24 protein-coding genes are annotated in these 20,140 nt (G+C 64.5%); 11 read left to right on the forward strand and 13 right to left on the reverse strand.

Annotated features, from left to right (window positions below; genetic code table 11):
• Positions 1–10: 10 nt before the first annotated feature.
• A complete protein-coding gene (gene fmt / locus HHL08_RS02450) occupies positions 11–919 on the reverse strand; it encodes a methionyl-tRNA formyltransferase (protein ID WP_169570870.1) in 909 nt (302 codons plus the stop codon).
• 108 nt (positions 920–1,027) lie between these two features.
• On the opposite strand from fmt, the gene recR reads away from it, so the two are divergent.
• Both recR and def read left to right on the forward strand, forming a co-directional pair.
• Positions 1,028–1,624 (forward strand): recombination mediator RecR, encoded by a 597-nt coding sequence (recR, locus tag HHL08_RS02455; protein WP_169570871.1) that lies wholly within the window; start codon positions 1,028–1,030, stop codon positions 1,622–1,624.
• 218 nt (positions 1,625–1,842) lie between these two features.
• A complete protein-coding gene (def, locus tag HHL08_RS02460) occupies positions 1,843–2,373 on the forward strand; it encodes a peptide deformylase (RefSeq protein WP_169570872.1) in 531 nt (176 codons plus the stop codon).
• A 74-nt stretch (positions 2,374–2,447) separates the two neighbouring features.
• Here the strand turns inward: def and phoB are convergent, their stop codons facing one another.
• The 7 genes from phoB to HHL08_RS02495 all read right to left on the reverse strand — a co-directional run bounded on the left by phoB (position 2,448) and on the right by HHL08_RS02495 (position 9,747).
• Complete coding sequence (phoB, locus tag HHL08_RS02465; protein WP_066600767.1) at positions 2,448–3,149, reverse strand: phosphate regulon transcriptional regulator PhoB; 702 nt, start codon at positions 3,147–3,149, stop codon at positions 2,448–2,450.
• Between the two features lie 3 nt (positions 3,150–3,152).
• Positions 3,153–3,848, reverse strand: a complete 696-nt coding sequence (gene phoU, locus HHL08_RS02470; RefSeq protein ID WP_169570873.1) for a phosphate signaling complex protein PhoU — start codon at positions 3,846–3,848, stop codon at positions 3,153–3,155.
• Positions 3,849–3,865: 17 nt separating this feature from the next.
• The gene (gene pstB, locus HHL08_RS02475; RefSeq protein ID WP_169570874.1) at positions 3,866–4,654 is read right to left on the reverse strand and encodes a phosphate ABC transporter ATP-binding protein PstB; all 789 of its coding nucleotides are present in this window, start codon (positions 4,652–4,654) and stop codon (positions 3,866–3,868) included.
• An 8-nt stretch (positions 4,655–4,662) separates the two neighbouring features.
• A complete protein-coding gene (gene pstA, locus HHL08_RS02480) occupies positions 4,663–5,907 on the reverse strand; it encodes a phosphate ABC transporter permease PstA (protein WP_169570875.1) in 1,245 nt (414 codons plus the stop codon).
• Complete coding sequence (gene pstC / locus HHL08_RS02485) at positions 5,904–7,298, reverse strand: phosphate ABC transporter permease subunit PstC (RefSeq protein ID WP_169570876.1); 1,395 nt, start codon at positions 7,296–7,298, stop codon at positions 5,904–5,906. The genes pstA and pstC overlap by 4 nt, the downstream gene beginning before the upstream one ends.
• A 7-nt stretch (positions 7,299–7,305) precedes the next feature.
• A complete protein-coding gene (locus HHL08_RS02490; RefSeq protein WP_169570877.1) occupies positions 7,306–8,361 on the reverse strand; it encodes a substrate-binding domain-containing protein in 1,056 nt (351 codons plus the stop codon).
• A gap of 102 nt (positions 8,362–8,463) precedes the next feature.
• Complete coding sequence (locus HHL08_RS02495) at positions 8,464–9,747, reverse strand: ATP-binding protein (RefSeq protein ID WP_169570878.1); 1,284 nt, start codon at positions 9,745–9,747, stop codon at positions 8,464–8,466.
• Positions 9,748–9,847: 100 nt separating this feature from the next.
• Between HHL08_RS02495 and HHL08_RS02500 the strand changes: the two genes are divergently transcribed.
• From HHL08_RS02500 to HHL08_RS02520, 5 genes are all read left to right on the forward strand, one after another.
• Positions 9,848–10,273, forward strand: a complete 426-nt coding sequence (locus HHL08_RS02500) for a hypothetical protein (RefSeq protein ID WP_169570879.1) — start codon at positions 9,848–9,850, stop codon at positions 10,271–10,273.
• Between the two features lie 97 nt (positions 10,274–10,370).
• On the forward strand, positions 10,371–11,531 hold the full coding sequence (locus HHL08_RS02505; protein ID WP_169570880.1) for a glycosyltransferase: 1,161 nt from the start codon (positions 10,371–10,373) through the stop codon (positions 11,529–11,531).
• A 74-nt stretch (positions 11,532–11,605) separates the two neighbouring features.
• On the forward strand, positions 11,606–11,884 hold the full coding sequence (locus HHL08_RS02510) for an HPr-rel-A system PqqD family peptide chaperone (RefSeq protein WP_328804555.1): 279 nt from the start codon (positions 11,606–11,608) through the stop codon (positions 11,882–11,884).
• Positions 11,881–12,744, forward strand: a complete 864-nt coding sequence (locus HHL08_RS02515; protein WP_169570882.1) for an HprK-related kinase A — start codon at positions 11,881–11,883, stop codon at positions 12,742–12,744. The genes HHL08_RS02510 and HHL08_RS02515 overlap by 4 nt, the downstream gene beginning before the upstream one ends.
• Complete coding sequence (locus tag HHL08_RS02520; protein WP_169570883.1) at positions 12,741–13,730, forward strand: nucleotidyltransferase domain-containing protein; 990 nt, start codon at positions 12,741–12,743, stop codon at positions 13,728–13,730. The genes HHL08_RS02515 and HHL08_RS02520 overlap by 4 nt, the downstream gene beginning before the upstream one ends.
• A gap of 21 nt (positions 13,731–13,751) precedes the next feature.
• Here the strand turns inward: HHL08_RS02520 and HHL08_RS02525 are convergent, their stop codons facing one another.
• The gene (locus HHL08_RS02525) at positions 13,752–14,345 is read right to left on the reverse strand and encodes a TetR/AcrR family transcriptional regulator (RefSeq protein ID WP_169570884.1); all 594 of its coding nucleotides are present in this window, start codon (positions 14,343–14,345) and stop codon (positions 13,752–13,754) included.
• 71 nt (positions 14,346–14,416) lie between these two features.
• Here HHL08_RS02525 and bdcA point away from each other — a divergent pair, with 71 nt between their 5' ends.
• Positions 14,417–15,130, forward strand: a complete 714-nt coding sequence (gene bdcA, locus HHL08_RS02530; RefSeq protein WP_169570885.1) for an SDR family oxidoreductase — start codon at positions 14,417–14,419, stop codon at positions 15,128–15,130.
• Positions 15,131–15,137: 7 nt separating this feature from the next.
• Here the strand turns inward: bdcA and HHL08_RS02535 are convergent, their stop codons facing one another.
• Both HHL08_RS02535 and HHL08_RS02540 read right to left on the reverse strand, forming a co-directional pair.
• Positions 15,138–15,527 (reverse strand): hypothetical protein, encoded by a 390-nt coding sequence (locus tag HHL08_RS02535; protein WP_169570886.1) that lies wholly within the window; start codon positions 15,525–15,527, stop codon positions 15,138–15,140.
• A gap of 110 nt (positions 15,528–15,637) precedes the next feature.
• A complete protein-coding gene (locus HHL08_RS02540) occupies positions 15,638–16,993 on the reverse strand; it encodes an amidohydrolase (RefSeq protein WP_169570887.1) in 1,356 nt (451 codons plus the stop codon).
• A gap of 304 nt (positions 16,994–17,297) precedes the next feature.
• Here HHL08_RS02540 and HHL08_RS02545 point away from each other — a divergent pair, with 304 nt between their 5' ends.
• Genes HHL08_RS02545 through HHL08_RS02550 form a run of 3 tightly spaced genes read left to right on the forward strand, consistent with a single transcriptional unit; the run spans position 17,298 to position 17,988 of the window.
• Positions 17,298–17,540, forward strand: coding sequence for a hypothetical protein (locus tag HHL08_RS02545; RefSeq protein WP_235954639.1), 243 nt, complete (start codon positions 17,298–17,300; stop codon positions 17,538–17,540).
• A 29-nt stretch (positions 17,541–17,569) separates the two neighbouring features.
• Positions 17,570–17,698, forward strand: coding sequence for a hypothetical protein (locus tag HHL08_RS25885; RefSeq protein ID WP_254913757.1), 129 nt, complete (start codon positions 17,570–17,572; stop codon positions 17,696–17,698).
• Between the two features lie 2 nt (positions 17,699–17,700).
• Entirely contained in the window at positions 17,701–17,988 is a 288-nt protein-coding gene (locus HHL08_RS02550; protein ID WP_169570888.1) for a hypothetical protein, read from the forward strand.
• 48 nt (positions 17,989–18,036) lie between these two features.
• On the opposite strand, the gene HHL08_RS02555 is transcribed toward HHL08_RS02550, so the two are convergent.
• Positions 18,037–18,828, reverse strand: a complete 792-nt coding sequence (locus HHL08_RS02555) for a 3-hydroxybutyrate dehydrogenase (protein WP_169570889.1) — start codon at positions 18,826–18,828, stop codon at positions 18,037–18,039.
• Entirely contained in the window at positions 18,825–20,018 is a 1,194-nt protein-coding gene (locus HHL08_RS02560) for a DUF3734 domain-containing protein (protein WP_169570890.1), read from the reverse strand. The genes HHL08_RS02555 and HHL08_RS02560 overlap by 4 nt, the downstream gene beginning before the upstream one ends.
• Positions 20,019–20,140: the final 122 nt, after the last annotated feature.

Consider the following 20,140-nt stretch of genomic DNA (forward strand, 5'->3'; position numbering starts at 1 on the left):
TGCGTTCCGCCTATTCATCCACCCGGCTCCCGGCTGGCATTTCATAACCGCGCAGCAATTCGCCCGGCGACATCGCCGCCTTGCCCGCGCGCTGGATCAGCGTCGGGCGGATCGCATCATGGCCGCAGCCGATCAGCAGGCTGTCGTCCAGCAGTTCGCCCGCTGGCCCTGCATGATGTTCGACATGGGCGGCCAGGATGCGGAAGCGTTCGCCGCGATATTCGAAGAAGGCGCCGGGGAAGGGATTGAAGGCGCGCACCTGCCGTTCGACCTGATGCGCGGAGTGGCTGAAATCGATCCGCGCCTCCGCCTTGTCGATCTTCGACGCATAGGTGACGCCGTCTTCCGGCTGGGCCATGGGGGGATGCTGCGTGATATCGTCCAGCACCTCGACCATCAGCGCCGCGCCCGCCTGCGCCAGTTCGGCGGTCAGTGCGCCCGCGGTCTTGTCCTCGATCGGGGTGACATGCTTGGCGCGCATCGGCCCGGTGTCGAGGCCTGCTTCCATGTCCATGATCGTGATGCCGCTCAGATTGTCGCCGGACAGGATCGCCCGCTGGATTGGCGCGGCACCGCGCCAGCGGGGCAGCAGGGAGGCGTGGATATTCAGGCAGCCATGACGCGGCGCATCCAGCACGGCGCGCGGCAGGATCAGGCCATAGGCCGCGACCACCGCGACATCGGCGTCGAGCGCGGCGAAGGCGGCCTGCACATCGCTGTCCTTCAGCGATATCGGCGTTCGGACCTCTATCCCCATCTCTTCGGCGCGGGCGTGGACGGGGGAGGGGCGTAACGCCTTGCCGCGACCGGCCGGGCGGGGCGGCTGGCTGTAGACCGCGACGATGTCATGACCCGCCTCCGCCAGCGCGTCGAGCGCCGGAACGGCGAAATCGGGGGTGCCCATATAAATGATACGCATAGTCTGTTTCCAGTTTCCGCACCGGCGCGAAATGCGCGGCGAGGCGCATTTCCAAAGAAGCTGCTCAAACCCCTTGTCTCTCCCGGTTGCAACCCCTTATCTCACGATATGGCCTCACCAGAAATCGAAGCGTTGACCCAGGCGTTGTCCCGCCTGCCCGGCCTTGGCCCCCGTTCGGCCCGGCGCGCGGTGCTGCACCTGCTGAAAAAGCGCGAGGGCGCGATGGAGCCGCTGCTGCGCGCGCTGGAGGCGGTGAACGAACGGCTCGTCACCTGCCATGTCTGCGGCAATGTCGATACGGTCGATCCCTGCGGCATCTGCGCCGATCCGCGCCGCGACGCCCGCGCGCTCTGCGTGGTGGAGGATGTCGCGGACCTTTGGGCGCTCGACAAGTCGCGGCTCTTCCCCGGTCGTTTTCACGTGTTGGGCGGGCGGCTGTCGGCGCTGGAAGGGATAAGGCCGGAAGATCTGACCATCGACGCGCTGGTCGCGCGGTTGGAACCGGGCGGCGTGGACGAAGTGGTGCTGGCGATGAACGCGACGCTGGAAGGCCAGACCACCGCCCATTATCTGGCCGAGCGGCTGGAGCGATTCCCCATCCGCCTGACCCAGCTCGCTCATGGCGTGCCGGTCGGCGGCGAGCTGGATTATCTGGACGAAGGCACGCTGGCCCAGGCGCTGCGGGCGCGCAGGCCGGTGGGGTAGGCGACGCATAGCGCCACGCTGTCCTACAGGATCATTTTCCGTTAAACGGTCTGGCGTGCTAGCGGGTTTTATAGTTTAATTTCCTATTATTGATCTGGAATTTCAAGATTGGCGGGAAATATGCGAAGTTAAGCGTCTGTCCGGCCGCCGCTGATGCGGACGTGCGTCGGTCTGCCCGCCTTCTTGAAATATCGCGCCGTTCCATCTATGTTCGGGCCATGGCAATCCTACCGATCCTTGAAGCGCCCGACCCGCGCCTGCGCACCATTTCGACCCCCGTCGATACGATCGACGACGATCTGCAACGGCTGATCGACGATATGTTCGAGACGATGTATGACGCACCGGGCATCGGCCTGGCCGCGATCCAGGTCGGCGTGCCAAAGCGTGTGCTGGTGATGGACCTGCAGGAACCCGAATCGGAAGAAGAAGACGCCAAACCGGTCAAGAAACCGATGGTCTTCATCAATCCGCAGATTTTGAAGGGTTCGGAAGAACTGTCGGTCTATCAGGAAGGCTGCCTGTCGGTTCCCGACCAATATGCCGAGGTGGAGCGCCCCGCGGTGATCCGCGCCAGCTGGATGGACCGCGACGGTCGCATCCATGAGGAGCAGCTTGAAGGCCTGCTGGCGACCTGCCTCCAGCATGAGATGGATCATCTGGAAGGCGTGTTGTTCATCGACCATCTGTCGCGCCTGAAGCGCGATATGCTGCTCAAGAAACTGAACAAGGCCCGCCGCGCGGCCTGAGCAGACTTATCGGCACATACAAAAACGCCCCAAGTCACCTTGGGGCGTTTTTTATGGCCATCGCCGGGGATGGTTCAGCCTATCCCGTCGGTATCCAGGGCATAGCCCGCCGACCGCACCGTGCGGATGATGTCCTGATACTGCCCGTCGCCGTTGATCGCCTTGCGCAGGCGGCGGATATGGACATCCACCGTGCGCAGTTCGATGTCACTGTCCTGGCCCCAGACGCTGTCGAGCAGCCGCTCGCGCGAGAAGACCCAGCCGGGATGCTCCAGGAAATGCTTGAGCAGGCGAAACTCGGTGGGACCGAGCGGGATCACCTGGCCGCTGCGGCGCACTTTGTGGCCGACCGTATCCATCTCCACGTCGGAGAAGGTCAGCGTCTCGCCGGCCAGCGCCGGGCGCACGCGGCGCAGCACCGCACCGACGCGCGCTACCAGTTCGCGGGGGCTGAACGGCTTGGTGACATAATCGTCCGCGCCGGTTTCCAGGCCCCGGACCCGATCCTCTTCCTCGCCGCGCGCGGTCAGCATGATGATCGGAATGTTCGCGGTGCCGTTCATGCGGCGCAGTCGGCGGCACACTTCGATGCCGGACAGGCTTTCGACCATCCAATCGAGCAGCACGATGTCGGGCACATTTTCCTGCGCCATCAGCAACGCTTCTTCGCCGTCGACCGTGTGGGCGACCTCGAAATCCTCGCGCTTGAAATGCCAGATGAGGAGTTCGGCCAGCGCCGCATCATCCTCGACCAGAAGCATTTTCGCTCGTGCCATGGTCTAGTTCTCCGGCTGCATGTCGGCGCCGCGCTCACGCTCCGGCAGGGTCTGGCCGGTCGCGGCATAATAGACCATTTCCGCGACATTGGTCGCATGGTCGCCGATCCGTTCGATATTCTTGGCGATGAACAGCAGATGCGCGCACTCGCTGATCGTCTTGGGATTTTCGACCATGAAGGTGACGAGCGTGCGGAACACGCTGTTGTAGAAATCGTCGACCACCGTGTCGCGCTCCACCACCGCCAACGCAAGGTCCGCGTCGCGCGCGGCAAAGGCGTTGAGCGCATCATGCACCATTTCGCCCGCAACCTGGCCCATGGAGGGCAACAGCGAAATGGGTTCGAGGATACGGGTGTTGGTGGCGATCAGCGGCACGCGCTTGGCGATATTCTTGGCATAATCGCCAATGCGCTCGACCACGCTCACGATCTTCAAGGCCGCGATCACGTCTCGCAGATCGTTGGCCATAGGCGCGCGGAGCGCAATCACCTGGATCACCAGCTTTTCGACTTCCGCCTCGATCGCGTCGATCCGCTTGTCGCCCTCGACCACCTCGGCGGCCAGCACCTTGTCCTGTCGTTGCAGCGCCAGCATCGCATTTTCGATCGCGGCTTCCGCGCGCCCGCCCATTTCGGCGATCAGCCCGCGCAGCCGGTCGATTTCCTCGTCAAATGCCTTGATCGTATGTTCAGCCATTGTCTCTCTCCCCCGGATCAGCCGTAGCGGCCGGTGATATAATCCTTGGTCCGCTCCTGGCGGGGATTGGTGAAGATGTCGGACGTCACCCCATATTCGACCAGGTCGCCCAGGTGGAAGAAGGCGGTGCGTTGCGACACGCGCGCGGCCTGCTGCATGTTATGCGTGACGATGACGATCGCATATCTGCCGCGTAGTTCGTGGATCAGTTCCTCGATCTTGGCGGTCGCGATGGGATCGAGCGCCGAGCAGGGTTCATCCATCAGGATGACTTCAGGCTCCACCGCAATGGCGCGGCCGATGCACAGCCGCTGCTGCTGGCCGCCCGACAAGGCCGTACCGCTTTCGGTCAGCCGATCCTTCACTTCTTCCCACAGGCCTGCACGGCGCAGCGACTTTTCGACGATCACGTCCATGTCCGCCTTGCCCGCGGCCAGGCCGTGAATGCGCGGGCCATAGGCGATATTCTCGTAGATCGACTTGGGGAAGGGATTGGGCTTCTGGAACACCATGCCGACCCGCGCGCGCAACTGCACCACGTCCATCGACGCAGCATAGATATTCTCGCCGTCCAGCGTAATCTCACCTTCGACCCGCGCCGATGCGACGGTGTCGTTCATGCGGTTGAGCGTCCGCAGAAACGTCGATTTGCCACAGCCCGACGGGCCGATGAAGGCGGTGACATGGTCCATGCCGACGTCGATCGACACGCCCTTGATCGCTTGCTTGTCGCCATAAAAGACCTTGACGTCGCGTGCCGACATCTTCGGGTTTTCGATGGCCAGCTTGGTTTGTTCTTCTGTCATGGGTGCGTTTACCACCGTGTTTCAAACTTGTTGCGCAGGTAGATTGCGAGGCCGTTCATCGCGAGCAGGAAGGCGAGCAAAACGATGATCGCGGCGGAAGTCTTTTCGACGAAGCCTTTTGAGACTTCATCGGACCAGAGGAAGATCTGCACCGGCAGCACGGTCGCCGGATCAGTGATGCCGCCCGGCGGGGTGGCGATGAAGGCGCGCATGCCGATCATCAGCAGCGGCGCGGTTTCACCCAGCGCGCGGGCCATGCCGATGATCGTGCCGGTCAGGATGCCGGGCAAGGCGAGCGGCAGGACATGCTGGAACACGACCTGGACGGGACTTGCCCCGATGCCGAGCGCCGCGTCGCGGATGCTGGGCGGGACCGATTTGATCGCGTTGCGGCCAGCGATGACGATGACCGGCATCGTCATCAGCGCCAGCGTCATGCCGCCGACCAGCGCGGCGGATCGCGGCAGATGCGCCAGGTTCAGGAAGATCGACAATCCCAGCAGGCCGAAGATGATCGAAGGCACCGCCGCCAGATTGTTGATCGACACTTCGATAATGTCGGTCCACCAGCTTTTGCGGGCATATTCCTCCAGATAGAGCGCCGTGGCGACGCCGATGGGGAAGCTGAGCAGCAGCGTCACGATCATCGTCAGCAGCGACCCCTTGAACGCGCCCCAAATGCCGACCTGGGTCGGATCGGTGCCGTCGCTGGCGGTCAGGAAGCTGAAGTTGAAGCCGGTGGACAATACGCCCTGTTGCTTAAGCCGCGCCGCCGCGGCCTCCATTTCCGGCGAACCATTGCTCTTGGCGGCCAGATCCAGCCCAGTCGAGGCGGGCACGCTGATCGTCTCGGTCCGGCTCAATATCTTCGGATCGGCCTTGATCGCATCGCGAATGCTGATCCAGGCGGTCGGCGACAGCAGCGCGTCGGCATCGGCGCCCAGCAGCTTTTTCGCGACCGTGTCCGTCACCATCGGCAGATTGGCCTGGTTCAGCGATTCGTCCGTGATCGCGGCGGGATCGAGCAGTAGCGGCGAAGCCGGGAAGTCGATCTTGAGGGCGATTTCGGTCCTGGTGAAACCACGCAGGCCGTTGCCCATCATGGTGAAAAGCAGGAAGGCCAGGAAGGAAGCGGACAGGACGACCGCGAACAGGCCTGCGAACTTGAAGCGGCGTTCGGCGGCGTAACGCCCCGCGATCCGCTTCTGCATAATATCCGACTTCCAGTCGGTGGGGGTGCGTGTCGCGCTCATTCGTAAGCCTCGCGATATTTCTTCACGACCCGCAGGGCCACGATGTTGAGCAACAGGGTGACGATGAACAACACCAGGCCCAGCGCAAAGGCGGCCAGCGTCTTGGCACTGTCAAATTCCTGGTCGCCGGTCAGCAACTGGACGATCTGGGTCGTCACCGTCGTTACGCTGGCAAAGGGATTGAGCGTCATGTTGGCGGCAAGGCCCGCGGCCATCACCACAATCATCGTTTCACCGATGGCGCGGCTGACGGCCAGCAATACGCCGCCCACCACGCCGGGCAGGGCGGCGGGGATCAGCACCTTGCGGATCGTCTCGCTGGTGGTTGCGCCCATCGCCAGGCTGCCGTCGCGCATCGATTGCGGCACGGCGGCGATACTGTCGTCGGCCATGGAGGACACGAACGGGATAATCATCACGCCCATGACGAGGCCGGCGGCGAGCGCGCTTTCGGACGATGCGCCGTGGATGCCGATCATCACCGCGAAATCGCGGAGTGCAGGGGCGATGGTGAGCGCGGCAAAATAGCCATAGACCACCGTGGGCACGCCAGCCAGCATCTCCAGCGTCGGCTTCATCCACTTGCGGACCGTCGGGCTGGCATATTGGGTCAGGTATATGGCGCTCATCAGGCCGAGCGGAATGGCCACGATCATGGCGATGATCGCGCCGATGAAGATGGTACCCCAGAATAGCGGCACTGCGCCGAACGCATCGTCATTGCCATATCCCATGGCGGCCGACTGCGGCGACCATTTGGTGCCGAACAGGAAGTCGATGGGATTGACCATCGAGAAGAAGCGGAAGCTTTCCCACAACAGCGAAGCGACGATGCCGACCGTCGTGACGATCGCGATCAGCGACGCGATCAGCAGCGACGCCATCACCAGCCGCTCAACCCGCGTACGCGCCCGGAAATCGGGGCGGACGCGGGTGAAGGCATAGGCGCCACCGGCAAAGGCCAGCACCAGCGCCAGCACCCCGCCGGCCACGCCATATTTGTTGAGGGCGGCGCGATAGGGTTCGACCAGGCCCTGCGACAGCGGGTTGAACGCGCCCGCCTGATCGCCGCTGGCGATCGCCCGCGCTTCGCCAAGGATGGCGGAGCGGGAGAAGCCGTCCAGCGGCAGGCTCTGGGCCGCCGGGTCCGCCAGCACGCTTTGCGTGACCAAGCCGGGGGCGACATTGGCCCAGATCGCCAGGAAGATGACCGCCGGGATCAGGGTCCATAGCGCGACATACCAGCCATGATAGCCCGGTAGCGAGTGGACGGCGTCGCGCCGCCCGGTCGCCCGCGCTACGGTCTGGAGCCGCATGGCGCGGGCGCGGGCGCTGACCCAGGCGATCGCGCCCAGGCCCGCCAGCAGCAGGATGATGGCTGGTCCGGTCATATCGCCCTTACTTCAGCTGCGAACCGTCAAGGACGGTCAGCGCCTTGACGATCTCGGCGCTCTTCTTGCGCACGTCTTCGGGCGCGGCAACCATGCCACGCTTGGTCAGCGGGCCATCCGGGTTCCAGTTGGCAGCGAAGGCGTTCAGGAAGCCCTGAAGACCGGGGATGGCCGTCATGTGCGCCTTCTTGACATAGATGTAGAGCGGACGCGCGCCAGGATATTGGCCTGTCGATACGGTTTCATAGGTCGCCTCGACGCCGTTGATCGACACGTCCTTGAGGGTATCCTTGTTCTCCTCAAGGAAGCTGTAGCCGAAGACGCCGACCGCATTGGGATTGGCGCCCAGCTTCTGCACGATCAAATTGTCGTTCTCACCGGAGTCGACATATTTGCCGTCTTCGCGAACGCGGGTGCAGGTCGCCTTATATTCGTCCTCGTTCTTTTCCTTCAGCGCCTTCATCGCCTCGTCCGACTGGCAACCCTTTTCCAGGATCAGTTCGGCAAGCGAATCGCGCGTGCCGCTGGTCGACGGCGGGCCAAAGACGGAGATGGCGATCGCGGGCAGGCTGGGGTCGACGTCCTTCCAGGTCTGGGCCTTGTTAGGCCCCTTGCCATAAGGATTGGCGGCCAGCGCCTCATAGACGATCTTGGGGGTCAGCTTCAGGCCCGGACCCTGCTTCGATTCGGCAAAGGCTAGGCCATCGACGCCGACCTGGATCTCGATGATATCTGTCACGCCGTTGGCGGCGCACATATCGAATTCTGCCTTCTTCATGCGGCGCGATGCGTCGGCGATGTCGGGATGCTGGGCACCCACGCCCGCGCAGAACAGCTTCATGCCACCGCCCGTGCCGGTCGATTCGATGATCGGCGACTTCATGCCGGCGTTGCTCTGCACGAACAGTTCGGCGACCGCGGTCGCGAAGGGATAGACGGTGGAGGAGCCGACCGCGCGGATCTGGTCACGCGTCTGGCCTGCGCCGCCACCGGACTGGTCGCCGCAAGCGGCAAGGCTGAGAACGCTCACGGTCGTCGCGGCGAGCAAGGCGAATGTCTTCACGGGAACCTCCAAACAACAGAGCCGCGATTCGCTTGTCGCCGCCCCCTTGGGAAGCGCCCTAGTCGCGGACCATCGCGCCTTTGTGACAGTCAGGTTTCATTTTCATGACATAGTGCCCGAAAGCGCTGAGGGACGCCTTTTCTCGTCGCTTTTATTTGGCACGTCTTCCATCGGCGGGGGCAGCAGCACGGTGATAGTGGTGCCCTTGCCCAACGTACTGGCAATGTCGAAGCGCCCACGATGCCGCTCCACGATATGTTTGACGATGGCTAGGCCCAGGCCCGTGCCGCCCATCGCCCGGCTGCGCCCCGAATCGACGCGATAGAAACGCTCGGTCAGGCGGGGCAGGTGATCGGGGCCGATGCCTTCGCCTTCATCGGCCACGGTCAGGCGCGTCATGCTACTCGGCCCCTCATTCAGGATAACCCGAATCGGCGTGCCGGGGCGGCCATATTTGACCGCATTGCCGATCAGATTGTGCAGTAGCTGGGATAGCTGCGCCCGGTCGCCCTGGACGCTGGGCAATTGCGGCGCGATCTCCATCTCCACTTCGCGGCCGCGATCGCCATGGCTGGATCGGAAGACGCCGACCACTTCGGCCGCCAGTTCCGACAGGTCGACCAGCGTGTCAGGCGCGCGATATTTTTCTGCCTCGATCCGGCTCAATGAAATGAGGTCATCGATCAGCCGTTGCATTCGCCGCGCCTCGCCATCCATGATCTTCAGGAAGCGCTGGCGGGTTTCATCGTCCTTGCCCAGTTCGGGATCGGCCAGCGTTTCGATGAAGCCCAATATCCCGGCCAGCGGCGTGCGCAGCTCATGGCTGGCATTAGCGACGAAATCGACCCGCATCCGTTCGGCCGCATGGGTGCCGCTATGGTCGACGAGATGGACGAGGCGGCGCATATCGGCAACCTGCCCGATGGGCGCGATGCGCATCTGCCAGCGCTGGTCGCGGCTACCCAGGCCGACAAGTTCGACCATGACCGGCTCGGCAAGCGGCGCGGTGCTGGCCAGCCGCTCGGCGGCGGCGGGGTGGCGGATCGCGATACGCGCATCCTCACCTTCGATATGCGTGCCCAGCAGGCGTTGCGCGGCGCGATTGGCACGGACGATGCGGCTGCGCTCGACCAGCATCAGAGGATCGGAAATCCCCTCCAGCAGGCTGATGAAATCGGGATGGCCGATCAGGTCGGGCACTTCCTGCGCGACGGGGGCTGACTGCCGCGTCGCCACGCCCTGCGCGCAGATCAGCAGGACCAGCAGGCCGCCCAAAATCGGCAGGGCTATGGTGATGGGCGATGCGCCCAGCAATAAAGCGCCTCCGGTGCCAAGCAACAGCATGGCGAGGGAGGCGGTGATCTGCGAAGTTGTCAGTCGATTCATGGTTACCGCGCTGGATTTGTCGCGCAATTGCTGCGATGGCTTATTGCAATAGCGTGCAATCTTTACGCTTTGGCAAGCGTGACGAGCGGATCATGATGATATGAGCGACCCGAAGCCCGAACAAGATAGCCCCGAAGCCCGCGATGACGCGCCATCGCTGGCCGTACCGTCGCGTCGCCAATTGCTGATGGGCGGCGCGGCCGCGGCATCGGCGATCGTATCGATCCGTCCCGCGCTGGCCAACACCGCTGCGTCGGTGCTCAACTGCACCATTCCCGTGCCCGACCAAAGCCGCGCGGGTAATTTCATCGCGCCCAACGGCCAACTGGTCCCGGCCGGCACGCCCGGCGCCTATCCCGGCACCGGCCGCAGCTTCACCGGCGAGCAGGTCAAGCAGGCGCTGCGCGGCCGTCCGCTGCCCGGCACCGGCTATGAGCAGAACCAGGCCTATCTCAATTATATCCGCCGGCTACAGCGCGGAACGAGCGGATTTACCTGCTACGCCTCGCTGCAAATGCCGCGCTGAACCGATCGTCGCACCCGTAATGGTTTGAACGGATACGGATTGCCCGCGTTGACGACGTCGAACCTGCAATGGTTCGACGTTTGGCGAGGCACATTCCATGTTTCAGTTCGGCCGCCCTGCGGGGCGCGCTTTTTCGGTGGCGGTCTATCTGTACCAGCCGGGTGATGGCGGCCTTGATCGCGTCGCCATACTGCTCGCCAATCATCTGCTCCAGCGCGGCGTCCCGGTCGAATTGTGGATGGCCCGCACTGATGGTCCGGCCGCGCACCTGATCGATCCCGCACTAACGGTGCGGCGCGTGCCCGCGCCCGGCGGCAAGCGTCGCCTGTCGATGATCGCCCAATTCCCGGCGCTGGCCGCAATGGTGCGGCGCTATCGGCCCGACATCCTCTATTCGGCCGGTAACCAGAGCAATATGCTGGTCGCGCTCGCCGCACTGGGCACCGATACGAAAGCAGTGGGCCGCATTTCGAATCCCATCGTGCGGCCTGGCCAGCGCGGCCCCGGCGCAATAGCCCGCTTGCTTCGTTTCCGCGGCATCGCCCGTCTGAGCGATCTCACCATCGTCATGGGCGAACATGACCGCGCCCTGCTGGCGCAAAGCGGCGACATCCGTCTGCTGCCCCGCCCAACGGTGACGCGCGCCATGGAACAGGCCCGCAACGGGCGAACCGCGCGCGATCCGGGCGATCCATGCCGGCTGTTGATGGTCGGGCGACTGACGCCGCAAAAGGATCAGGCGACAGCGCTGGCCGCGCTGGCGCGACTACCCCATCTCGACTGGCGGCTGACCATCGCCGGGCAGGGGCCGCTCCGCGCCGATCTGGAGCGGCAATGCGCGGCTTTGGGCATTGCCGATCGCGTGGATTTTGCGGGCTATGTGGGCGACCCCGACGCCCTTGCCGCGCTGATGGCCGACGCGGACTTGTTGCTCCAGCCGTCTCGCTGGGAAGGCCTGTGCGCCACCCTGATCGAGGCGCTGGCCTGCGGCGCGGGCGTAGTGGCGACCGACAGCACGCCCAATATCGGCCCGCTGTTGGCGGCAGCGGGCCAGCATCCGGCGGTGCGCGTAGGTGACGCGGCGGCCTTCGCCCGCGCGATCGAACGGACATTGGCGCACCCTGCGCCGCCTGCAATGCTGGCGGCGGCCACGCGCGATCATGGTGTCCAGCGCGCGCTCGACCGCTATCTGCGCACGTTCGAAGGGTTGGTCGGCGCGCCCGCGCCGCAACCCGTCCGGTCGCCAGCGCTATCCTGATGCGTTAGGCACTTGGCTACGCCTTCGCGCTACAGCGAGATGGACAGTAGTTTGGGATGCCGGATTTGGACGGAGTGACAGCCTATCGCCGGGACGAGGCGGACGCGGTGGCGACCTGCGTCCTCGACGACCTGACTCTGCTCTACCATCATCGGTCGGGGCAGACCCATATGGTCATCAGCCCGGTGCCTGAGATATTGGAGCGCATGGCCGACGGCGCACCGGTTACCGTGCAGGCGATGCACGACCGGCTGGCGCGCGACTATGATCTGGGGCCAGTGGACGATGCCGTGGTGGAGATCGGCGTGCATCTCGACGCGCTCGTCGCGCTGGGTCTGGTGCGTCCGGCATGAAGCACGCCATCACCCTACGCATCGGCCCGGCCACCTTCCGCATCGGTTCTGCCTGGCGACAGCCGATCGCGGACCTGGCGCGGCTCTATGCCGCCTATCCCGATATGGGCGGCGCGATCGCCGATTTCACCGTCCGGCTTCAGCCCACCAGCCTGGCCCGGCGATGGGTGCGGCCGTCCATCTTCATCACCGGCGATCATGGCCTGGCCGACGCCGCGCCGATGAGCCTGGCGCATGGGCTTCTGGCGGCCGAAATGGGCATGAACCTGCAAATGGCGTTGGGTTGGCGGCGGCACCTGCTGCTTCACGCGTCGAGCGTGGAGAAGGACGGGCGCGTGCTGGTGATGACCGGCGAATCGGGGTCGGGCAAATCGACGCTGGCGGCCTTGCTGGGGGAGCGCGGCTGGCGATTCATGGGCGACGAGTTCGCGCTGCTCGACATGGATAGCGGGGCGATCCTGCCCTTTCCTCGCCTCGTCAGCCTGAAGAACCGGGCGATCGAGGTGGTGACGCAGGCAGTCGGCGACGCGCGCATGGGACCGCTGCTGGCCGCGACGGCCAAGGGCGACATCCGCCATATGGTGCCGCGCACCGACGCGGTGGCGCGCATGGGCGATGGCGGTATGCCGGCTTTGCTGCTCTTCCCCCGGTTCGGCCATGATGCGGCGGTGCGGCCGCTGGGGCAGGGCGAAATCTTCATGCGGCTGACCCAAGCATCGACCAATTATGTCGCGCTGGGCGAGGCTGCTTTCACCGCGCTCACCCGCTTCGTCGCCCATGTCCCGGCGCGGGCGATCGATTTTCCCACCGGCGACGACGCCATCGCCATGGTCGATCGGCTGTGGGAGGAACTGGCATGAGCGCGGTTTTGTTGGTGCGTACGCTGCGCGATCCGGCATCGGTCGGGGTGCTCGACGCAGATGGCTGGAACCGCCTGCTCGCCGCGGCGCGGGCGGAAAGGTTGATCGGGACGCTGGCCTATCGGCTGGAGGGCGTCGCCCTGCCGGACGCGGTGCGGCCGATCCTGGGCGACGCCCGCCGCGACAGCGGGCGGGAGGCGCAGCAGGCGCTGTGGGAGGCGGACCGGGCGGCACAGGCGCTGCGCGGCCTCGACGTCAAACTGGTGCTGCTCAAGGGCGCGGCCTATGTAGCGGCGGACCTGCGCGCCGGACAGGGGCGGTTTATCGGCGATCTCGACATTCTCGTGCCGCGCGACGCCATGCCGGCGGTGGAGGCCGCGCTGATCGTGGCGGGATGGGAATGGGTCAAGGAAGACCCCTATGACGACGCCTATTATCGTCAGTGGATGCATGAACTGCCGCCGATGATCCATGTCGATCGCGACCGGATGATCGACGTGCATCATACTATATTGCCGCTGACTGCGCGCCAGACCCCGGATGCGACGGCGATGATCGCCGATGCGGTTCACATAATCGATGGATTATATATTCTGTCGGTCGAGGACCGGATCGTCCATTCGGTCGCGCATATGCTGGCGGATGGCGACATGCAGGGCGGCCTTCGCAACCTGTGGGACATATATTGCCTGCTGCCCGATGCCGATCCCGCCGCGCTGGCGGCGCGCGCGACGCGCCATGGCGTTGCCGCCCATGTGCGGCAGGCGCGGCGACTGGCGGGTGCCGTCTATGGCGCGGGCGCCCGCCTGACCCTGTGGGACCGGCTTGTGCGTGCGCGATTGCTGGCGCGCGACGGATGGGGCCGGGAAAGCCGCAAGCTGCTGGTCTTCGCCTTCTTCGTGCGGTCGCATTGGCTGCGGATGCCGCCGCTGATGCTGGCGCGGCACCTGCTTACCAAATGGCGCAAGGGGCATCGCCCGCAATAGGCGAATCGTCCCGGCAGACAGTCAGCCTTCGTCCAGCATCGCCGCGATCGCCAGCCCCGCCATGTCCGCGACAGCGACCAGCCGATCCGTAGACGTCCCTGCGCGCGCGTCCGCCGACAGGCCCGACATGACCGTCACCATATAATCGGCCACGACCTGCGCCTTGTCGGCATGGGTCGGGATCAGGAAATCGCGCACCCGCTGCGCGCTCGCCGCCTTCCAGTTGCGGGCGCAGCAGGCGGCTTGCGCATCCGCGCCACGCGCGCCCTCCAACACCATGCAGCCGGCCGTCTGCGGATCAGCGGCGTAGATGCGCGCGGCCTCGCGCAGCAGCGCACCCAGCGCCGCCGCAGGTTCTGCACCCGGCGCGAGCAATGCGTCGATCGGCAGGCCGTTGCGCGCATAACGGCCCAGCACCTCGTCGAACAGGGCGGCCTTGCTGCCGAAGGCGGCGTAAAGGCTGGGCGGATTGACGCCCATCGCCTGCGCCAGCGCGGCCACGCCGACTCCGTCATAGCCCTGCGCATGGAACAACGCCTGCGCCTGGTCCAGCGCGGCGTCCCGGTCGAAAGCGCGGGGGCGCCCGCGGCTTTTCGATTTTTCTTTAACGGTCACTACATAATTCCTTGACCCGGTCGATCGTCGATTTATATAGCGATCATTACACAAATACAAGGAAGACGAAGATGACCGATTCCACCTCCAAAAAAGCCCTGGTCCTGGGCGGCAGCCGGGGCATTGGCGCGGCCATCGTGCGGCGTTTTGCTGCCGACGGCGCGCAGGTCGCCTTCACCTATGCCGGGTCGCACGATGCCGCGCAGGCGCTCGCCGCCGACACCGGGGCCAGCGCGATCCGCTCGGACGCGGCCGATCGCCAGGCGGTGATCGATGTCGTCGCCGGGCAGGGGCCGCTCGACATATTGGTGGTCAATGCCGACGCTGCGATCCTGGGAGATCCGCTGGAGCAGGATGCCGACGCGATCGACCGAATGATCGATCTCAACGTCCGCGCGCCCTATCACGCCGCGGTCGAAGCGGCGCGGCGGATGCCGGACGGCGGCCGCATCATCGTGATCGGATCGGTCAATGGCGACCGGATGCCGTTCGAAGGCGGGGCGGCCTATGCGCTCACCAAGTCGGCCCTGCAAGGCATGGCGCGCGGACTGGCGCGCGATTTCGGAGCGCGCGGCATCACCGTCAACATCATCCAGCCGGGTCCGACCGACACCGACATGAACCCGGCCGATGGCCCGATGAGCGGCCTGATGCACGGTTTCATGGCGATCAAGCGCCATGCGACGGGGGAAGAGATTGCCGGCCTGGCCGCCTATCTGGCAGGACCGGAGGCCGGCATCATCACCGGCGCGATGCACACGATCGACGGCGGCTTCGGCGCCTGATCATCCGTCAGGCGGCGACGATGCCCGGCGGTTGCAGATCGTCGGACATCAGCCACATTTCCGCCGGCAATTGCGAGGAAAAGGCCGCGACGATCGCCTTGCCCAGCCGCGCGCGGACGTAAAGCTTGTCCGCGACATTGGCGACCAGGATCGCGACCCGGTCGGTGGGCAGGTAGGTGCGATTCATATGCCACAGGATACGCGCCTCGATATCATGCGCCTGTCGTTCCGCCTCGGTCACGTCGGACAGGATGCGGATCGGCAGTCCGTGGCGTCGCCGGTCGTCCAATATGAGGGTAAGATGGCTATAATGGCGATCGACGTCGGCGATCGTCCATACGCCGGTAGCGTGCACGAAGATGATTCCGTCGGGATCGTCCAGTTCACATGCGATCATAGGGCACCTTAAGGATCGCGGTGAGCATAACGCTGAATATGTTTCGGTAGCAAACGGCTTTCCACCATGGTTGCAGGAAAATATCGTCCTGCAACCATGGCTGCGCAGTTTTATTTCTTCATTATATCGAGCGCCAGCATTGTCATAGCCTCGCTGGCGGTGGCGATCACCTTGTCGGCTTCCGGCGCCCAGAAAGGACTGTGCAGCGACGGCAGGCTGGTCTGGCCCGCCTGCGCCGCCGCCAGCTTTTCCGCTGGCACACCTCCGACCCAGAAGATGAAGCTGTTGATGCTCTTGTCAGCACGATAGAAACGGCTGAAATCTTCGCCGCCCATTACTGCGCTCGTCTTGATCACCCGGCCGTCTGGGAAGTGGCCTTTGAGCAGGCCCGCCATCTGTTCGGCAAATTCGGGCGGGTTGAAGGTGGAAGGGGTGAATTCATCCTTCACGCTCACCACCGGCATCTTGTCTTCCGGCATGCCCGCCGCGATCGCTTCGCCGCGGCTGATTCGCCTGATCCCTTCGATCAGCTTTTCGCGCGTCTCGTCCGAATAGCTGCGGATGGTGAGCAGCAGCTTCGCCTCGTCGGGAATGATATTATGCTTGGCCCCGGCCTGGAAGCTGCCGACGGTGACGACGGCGGGATCTTGCGGATCTTGTTCGCGGCTGACGAGGGTCTGCAAGGAGGTGACGATGCGCGCGCCAAGCACGATCGGGTCGCGGGTCGTCTGCGGATAAGCGCCATGACCGCCTAGGCCTTTCACCAAAATATCGACGCTATCGACATTGGCCAACGCATAGCCGGGGGTATAGCCGATCTGCCCCGCCGCCATATTGGCCGCGTCGTGGAAGGCGATGGCGTGGGTCGGCTTGGGGAAGCGGGTGTAAAGCCCGTCCTCCAGCATCATCCGCGCGCCCTTGCCCACTTCCTCGGCCGGTTGCAGGATCATGACCAGCGTGCCCTTCCACTCGTCCTTGCGGGCGGCGAGCAGCTTGGCCGTCTCGATAAAGGCGGTCATGTGCGTGTCATGGCCGCAGGCGTGCATGACGCCGGTTTCAACGCCTTCGGGCGTTTTGGTGCGGACCTTGGACGCGAAGGCGAGGCCCGTCTGCTCGACTACCGGCAGCCCGTCCATGTCGGCGCGGATCAGCAGGGTCGGGCCGGACCCGTTCTTCATCACCGCGACGACGCCGGTGCCGCCGACCTTCTCGGTCACGTCGAACTTGAGGGCCTTCAACCGCTTGGCGAGCTTGGCCGCGGTGTTGACTTCCTGCAACGACAGTTCGGGATTGGCGTGTAGGTCGCGATAAAGCGTCATCAGGCCATCCATGTCCTTAGCGACCGCCGAGCCGAGGGCGCTCTGCGCGGTGGGAGCGGGCGGGGCGGCCGGGGGCGGCGCTGTCTGGGCGGTGGCGATGGATGAAAGGCTGGCGGCGGCCAGGACGGCCGTGAGCGCTTGGCGCATGTTGATAATCTCCCTTGCTGGGTATGAGCATAAGGGGATTTTACGACTGTTAAAGGGGGAGTTTTGCCGACCGTAGGGTGCAGCAGCCCCGACACGCCTGCCGCCACATGCCGGCCGGATGGCGCATCCTTGCAATTTTGCCGCCGCGACACTATTTCGCAAGTGAAAGGAACAATCTGGCGCGCCATGCGTCTTTATGATTGTCCGCCCGTGTTGCGCCATGGCTGCGTCTGCGCTGATCCTCACGCGCCTCCCTGCCGCCGCTCCGTTCTAATCCCTCGCTCGAAAAAAAGGAGCCTGTCCCATGGCCCAGACATCCGCATTCTGCCTTGCGCAGCAATCGTTGCATCAGGCGCGCGCATCGTCCGAAACCCTGCCCAATGCACGTCAGATCGCGCAGCGGGCGGCCAATGCCTGGGGACGGGAGGCGGAATTGGCCGCTGGCGCCGAACGCCGCCGCGCCACCCGCGCGGTCCTGTCGGAAGACGAAGCGATCGCCGCCGAATTTCGCGCCGAAGACGACGCTGCCCTACTCGCCGCGCGCTGATATTTGCTGATTTTCAGGAAGGACTGACCATGGCCAAGAGCCAGAAGAAATCGAACCGTGAAGTGCGCAAGCCCAAGGCGGAAAAACCGCCCAAGGGCAATGCATCCAACCCGTCGTCCAAGCCCGGCGTGGTCGGCATCGTGACGTTGAAGAGCTGAGCATGGCGGACGATATACCTGCCGATCAGGCCCAGGCCCCCTCGACCGGAGGGCGCAGCATGTCCGGGCGGCGCTTTACCCCGCGTAATGCCGTGCGCTTGGCCCCCGATGCCGCCGAACGGCAGGGGCGCATCACCCGCATGGCGATAGAGACGCTGGGTGCGTCGGACGCCATCCTGTTCCTCAACAGCCAGCATGACGGCCTGGCCGATCGCCCGCTGGCGCTGGCGACGACCAGCGAGGACGGGTTGCAATCGGTGCTGCGCCTGCTGACGCCGGCGGCGACCTGACAGCTATGAAGCCCATCGGCCGTTCATCGGCCGATGGGCATTTCTATGCTACTGCGCGGTCCAGCCGCCATCGATGCTGAGATTCGCGCCGGTGATGTTGGCCGCGGCATCGCTGCACAGGAACAAGGCGGTGGCCGCGACCTGTTCGGCCGTCACGAACTCTTTGGTCGGCTGGCCTGCCAGCAGCACATCGTTCATCACCTGATCGCGCGTCATGTTCCGCGCCTTCATCGTGTCGGGGATCTGATTTTCGACCAGCGGCGTCCAGACATAGCCTGGCGAAATGCAGTTGGCGGTGATGCCGTCGGTCGCCACTTCCAGCGCCACCGTCTTGGTAAAGCCGGCCAGCCCGTGCTTGGCGGTCACATAGGCGCTCTTGAACGGTGACGCGACCAGCGAATGGGCCGACGCGGTCTGGATGATGCGCCCCCATTTTTTTGATTTCATGTAGGGAATTGCCAGCCGGCTGGTGTGGAAGGCCGCGTTCAAATTGAGCGCGATGATGAGGTCCCATTTGTCGATCGGGAATTCCTCGACCGGCGCGACATGTTGCATCCCGGCATTGTTGATGAGGATATCGACCCCGCCGAACATGTCGGCGGCTTGCTTCATCATCGCCTCGATCTGGTCGACCTTGGTCAGGTCGTGGCCGCAATAGAGCGCCTTGGCACCGCTGAGCGCCTCCAGCCCGACGCGCTCCGTCTCGATCGCGTCAGGGTCGCCGAAACCGTTGATGACGATATTGGCGCCTTCGCCGGCCAGCGCCTTGGCATAGGCAAGGCCGATGCCGGATGTGGACCCGGTGATCAGCGCGGTCTTGCCTGACAAGCTCTTGCTCATGCCTTTTTCTCCTTGAGATGATCCGGTTCGTCGAGGTCGAACGTCGCGCTCTTGCCGTCGAGGATGTTGCGCGCGATCAGATCGCCCTTGTGCATGACTTCCTCCACCGCCTCGCGGCCCTGGCTCCAATGGTCGAGCATGGTCGAACGGGAAAATTCGAAATCCTTCGCGCCGCTTTCCCAGGCGCGTGACCTGTAGATCAGGTGGACGATGTTGACCGATCCGCCATCCAGCATTGCGCGCAGCTTTTGCGCTTCGGCATTGTCGCACAGTTCGGGTGGCAGCTTGTCGAGCAACGCCTTGATCGCGCCATGCTCGCGCCGCAGCTGTAGATACTGGTCCGTCACCTGGCGGGTACGGCTGCTATACTGGATGTCCTTCATGCGCGAATAGACATCGGTCATCTGCCGCGGCATCGGCCCTTCGGCGGGGAAGAGGTCGACCTGGAACACCAGCATGTCTTCCGTCTGGCGGCTGAGCACATGGGACAGTGGCGTGTTGGACACCAGGCCGCCGTCCCAATACCAGCGCCCGTCAATCTCGACCGGCGGCAGGCCAGGGGGCAGCGCGCCCGACGCCATGATGTGGCGCGCGTCGATCCGCGTGTTGCCGCCGGGACCGCGCGTATCCCAATAGGCAAAGTTGCCGGACTCCACGTCAACCGCGCCCACGGACAGGCGGACTGGACCATCGTTGAGAAGATCCCAGTCGATGCAGGCGTCCAGCGTCTCCTTCAACGGCGCGCTGTCGTAGAAGCTGATCGCGCCCTGCGAGCCTTCGGGCATCATCATCGCGGGCCACAGGCGCGGGCGAAACATGCCGGGCACGCCGAAGGTCGCGACCGTGCCCGCAGCGGCCAGATGCACCGCCTCGCGCACATGATCGATATCGGGCAGCAGGATATTGGGCATGCCGCCCGAAACGGTGTACCAGAATTTCTTGAGACGGCTGATCCGGCGATGCGGCAGGTTGCCGGCGATGATGGCGGCGTTGATCGCGCCGATCGATATGCCCGCGACCCAGCTGACATCGACCCCCAGTTCATCGAGCCGTTCATAGACGCCGGACTGGAACGATCCCAACGCCCCGCCGCCCTGCAGCAACAACGCGACTTCACGGGGGAGGGGGAGGGGTGTGCGGGCGCGGCGAAGCGGTTTCGCTTCCTGCGCCTTGGGTTCCATATCTGCCATGTCGCAGTGCAATATAGTCTTTGGCGTCATGATTCCAACTTAATGTATCGTAACAAATCACCTGTCGCCGCAACCTTCGTGTTGGCTGACTGTTCCCCGAACGCATTGAATCGCGTAGGCAA

The organism is Sphingobium psychrophilum (genome assembly GCF_012927105.1).
Lineage (GTDB): Bacteria > Pseudomonadota > Alphaproteobacteria > Sphingomonadales > Sphingomonadaceae > Sphingobium > Sphingobium psychrophilum.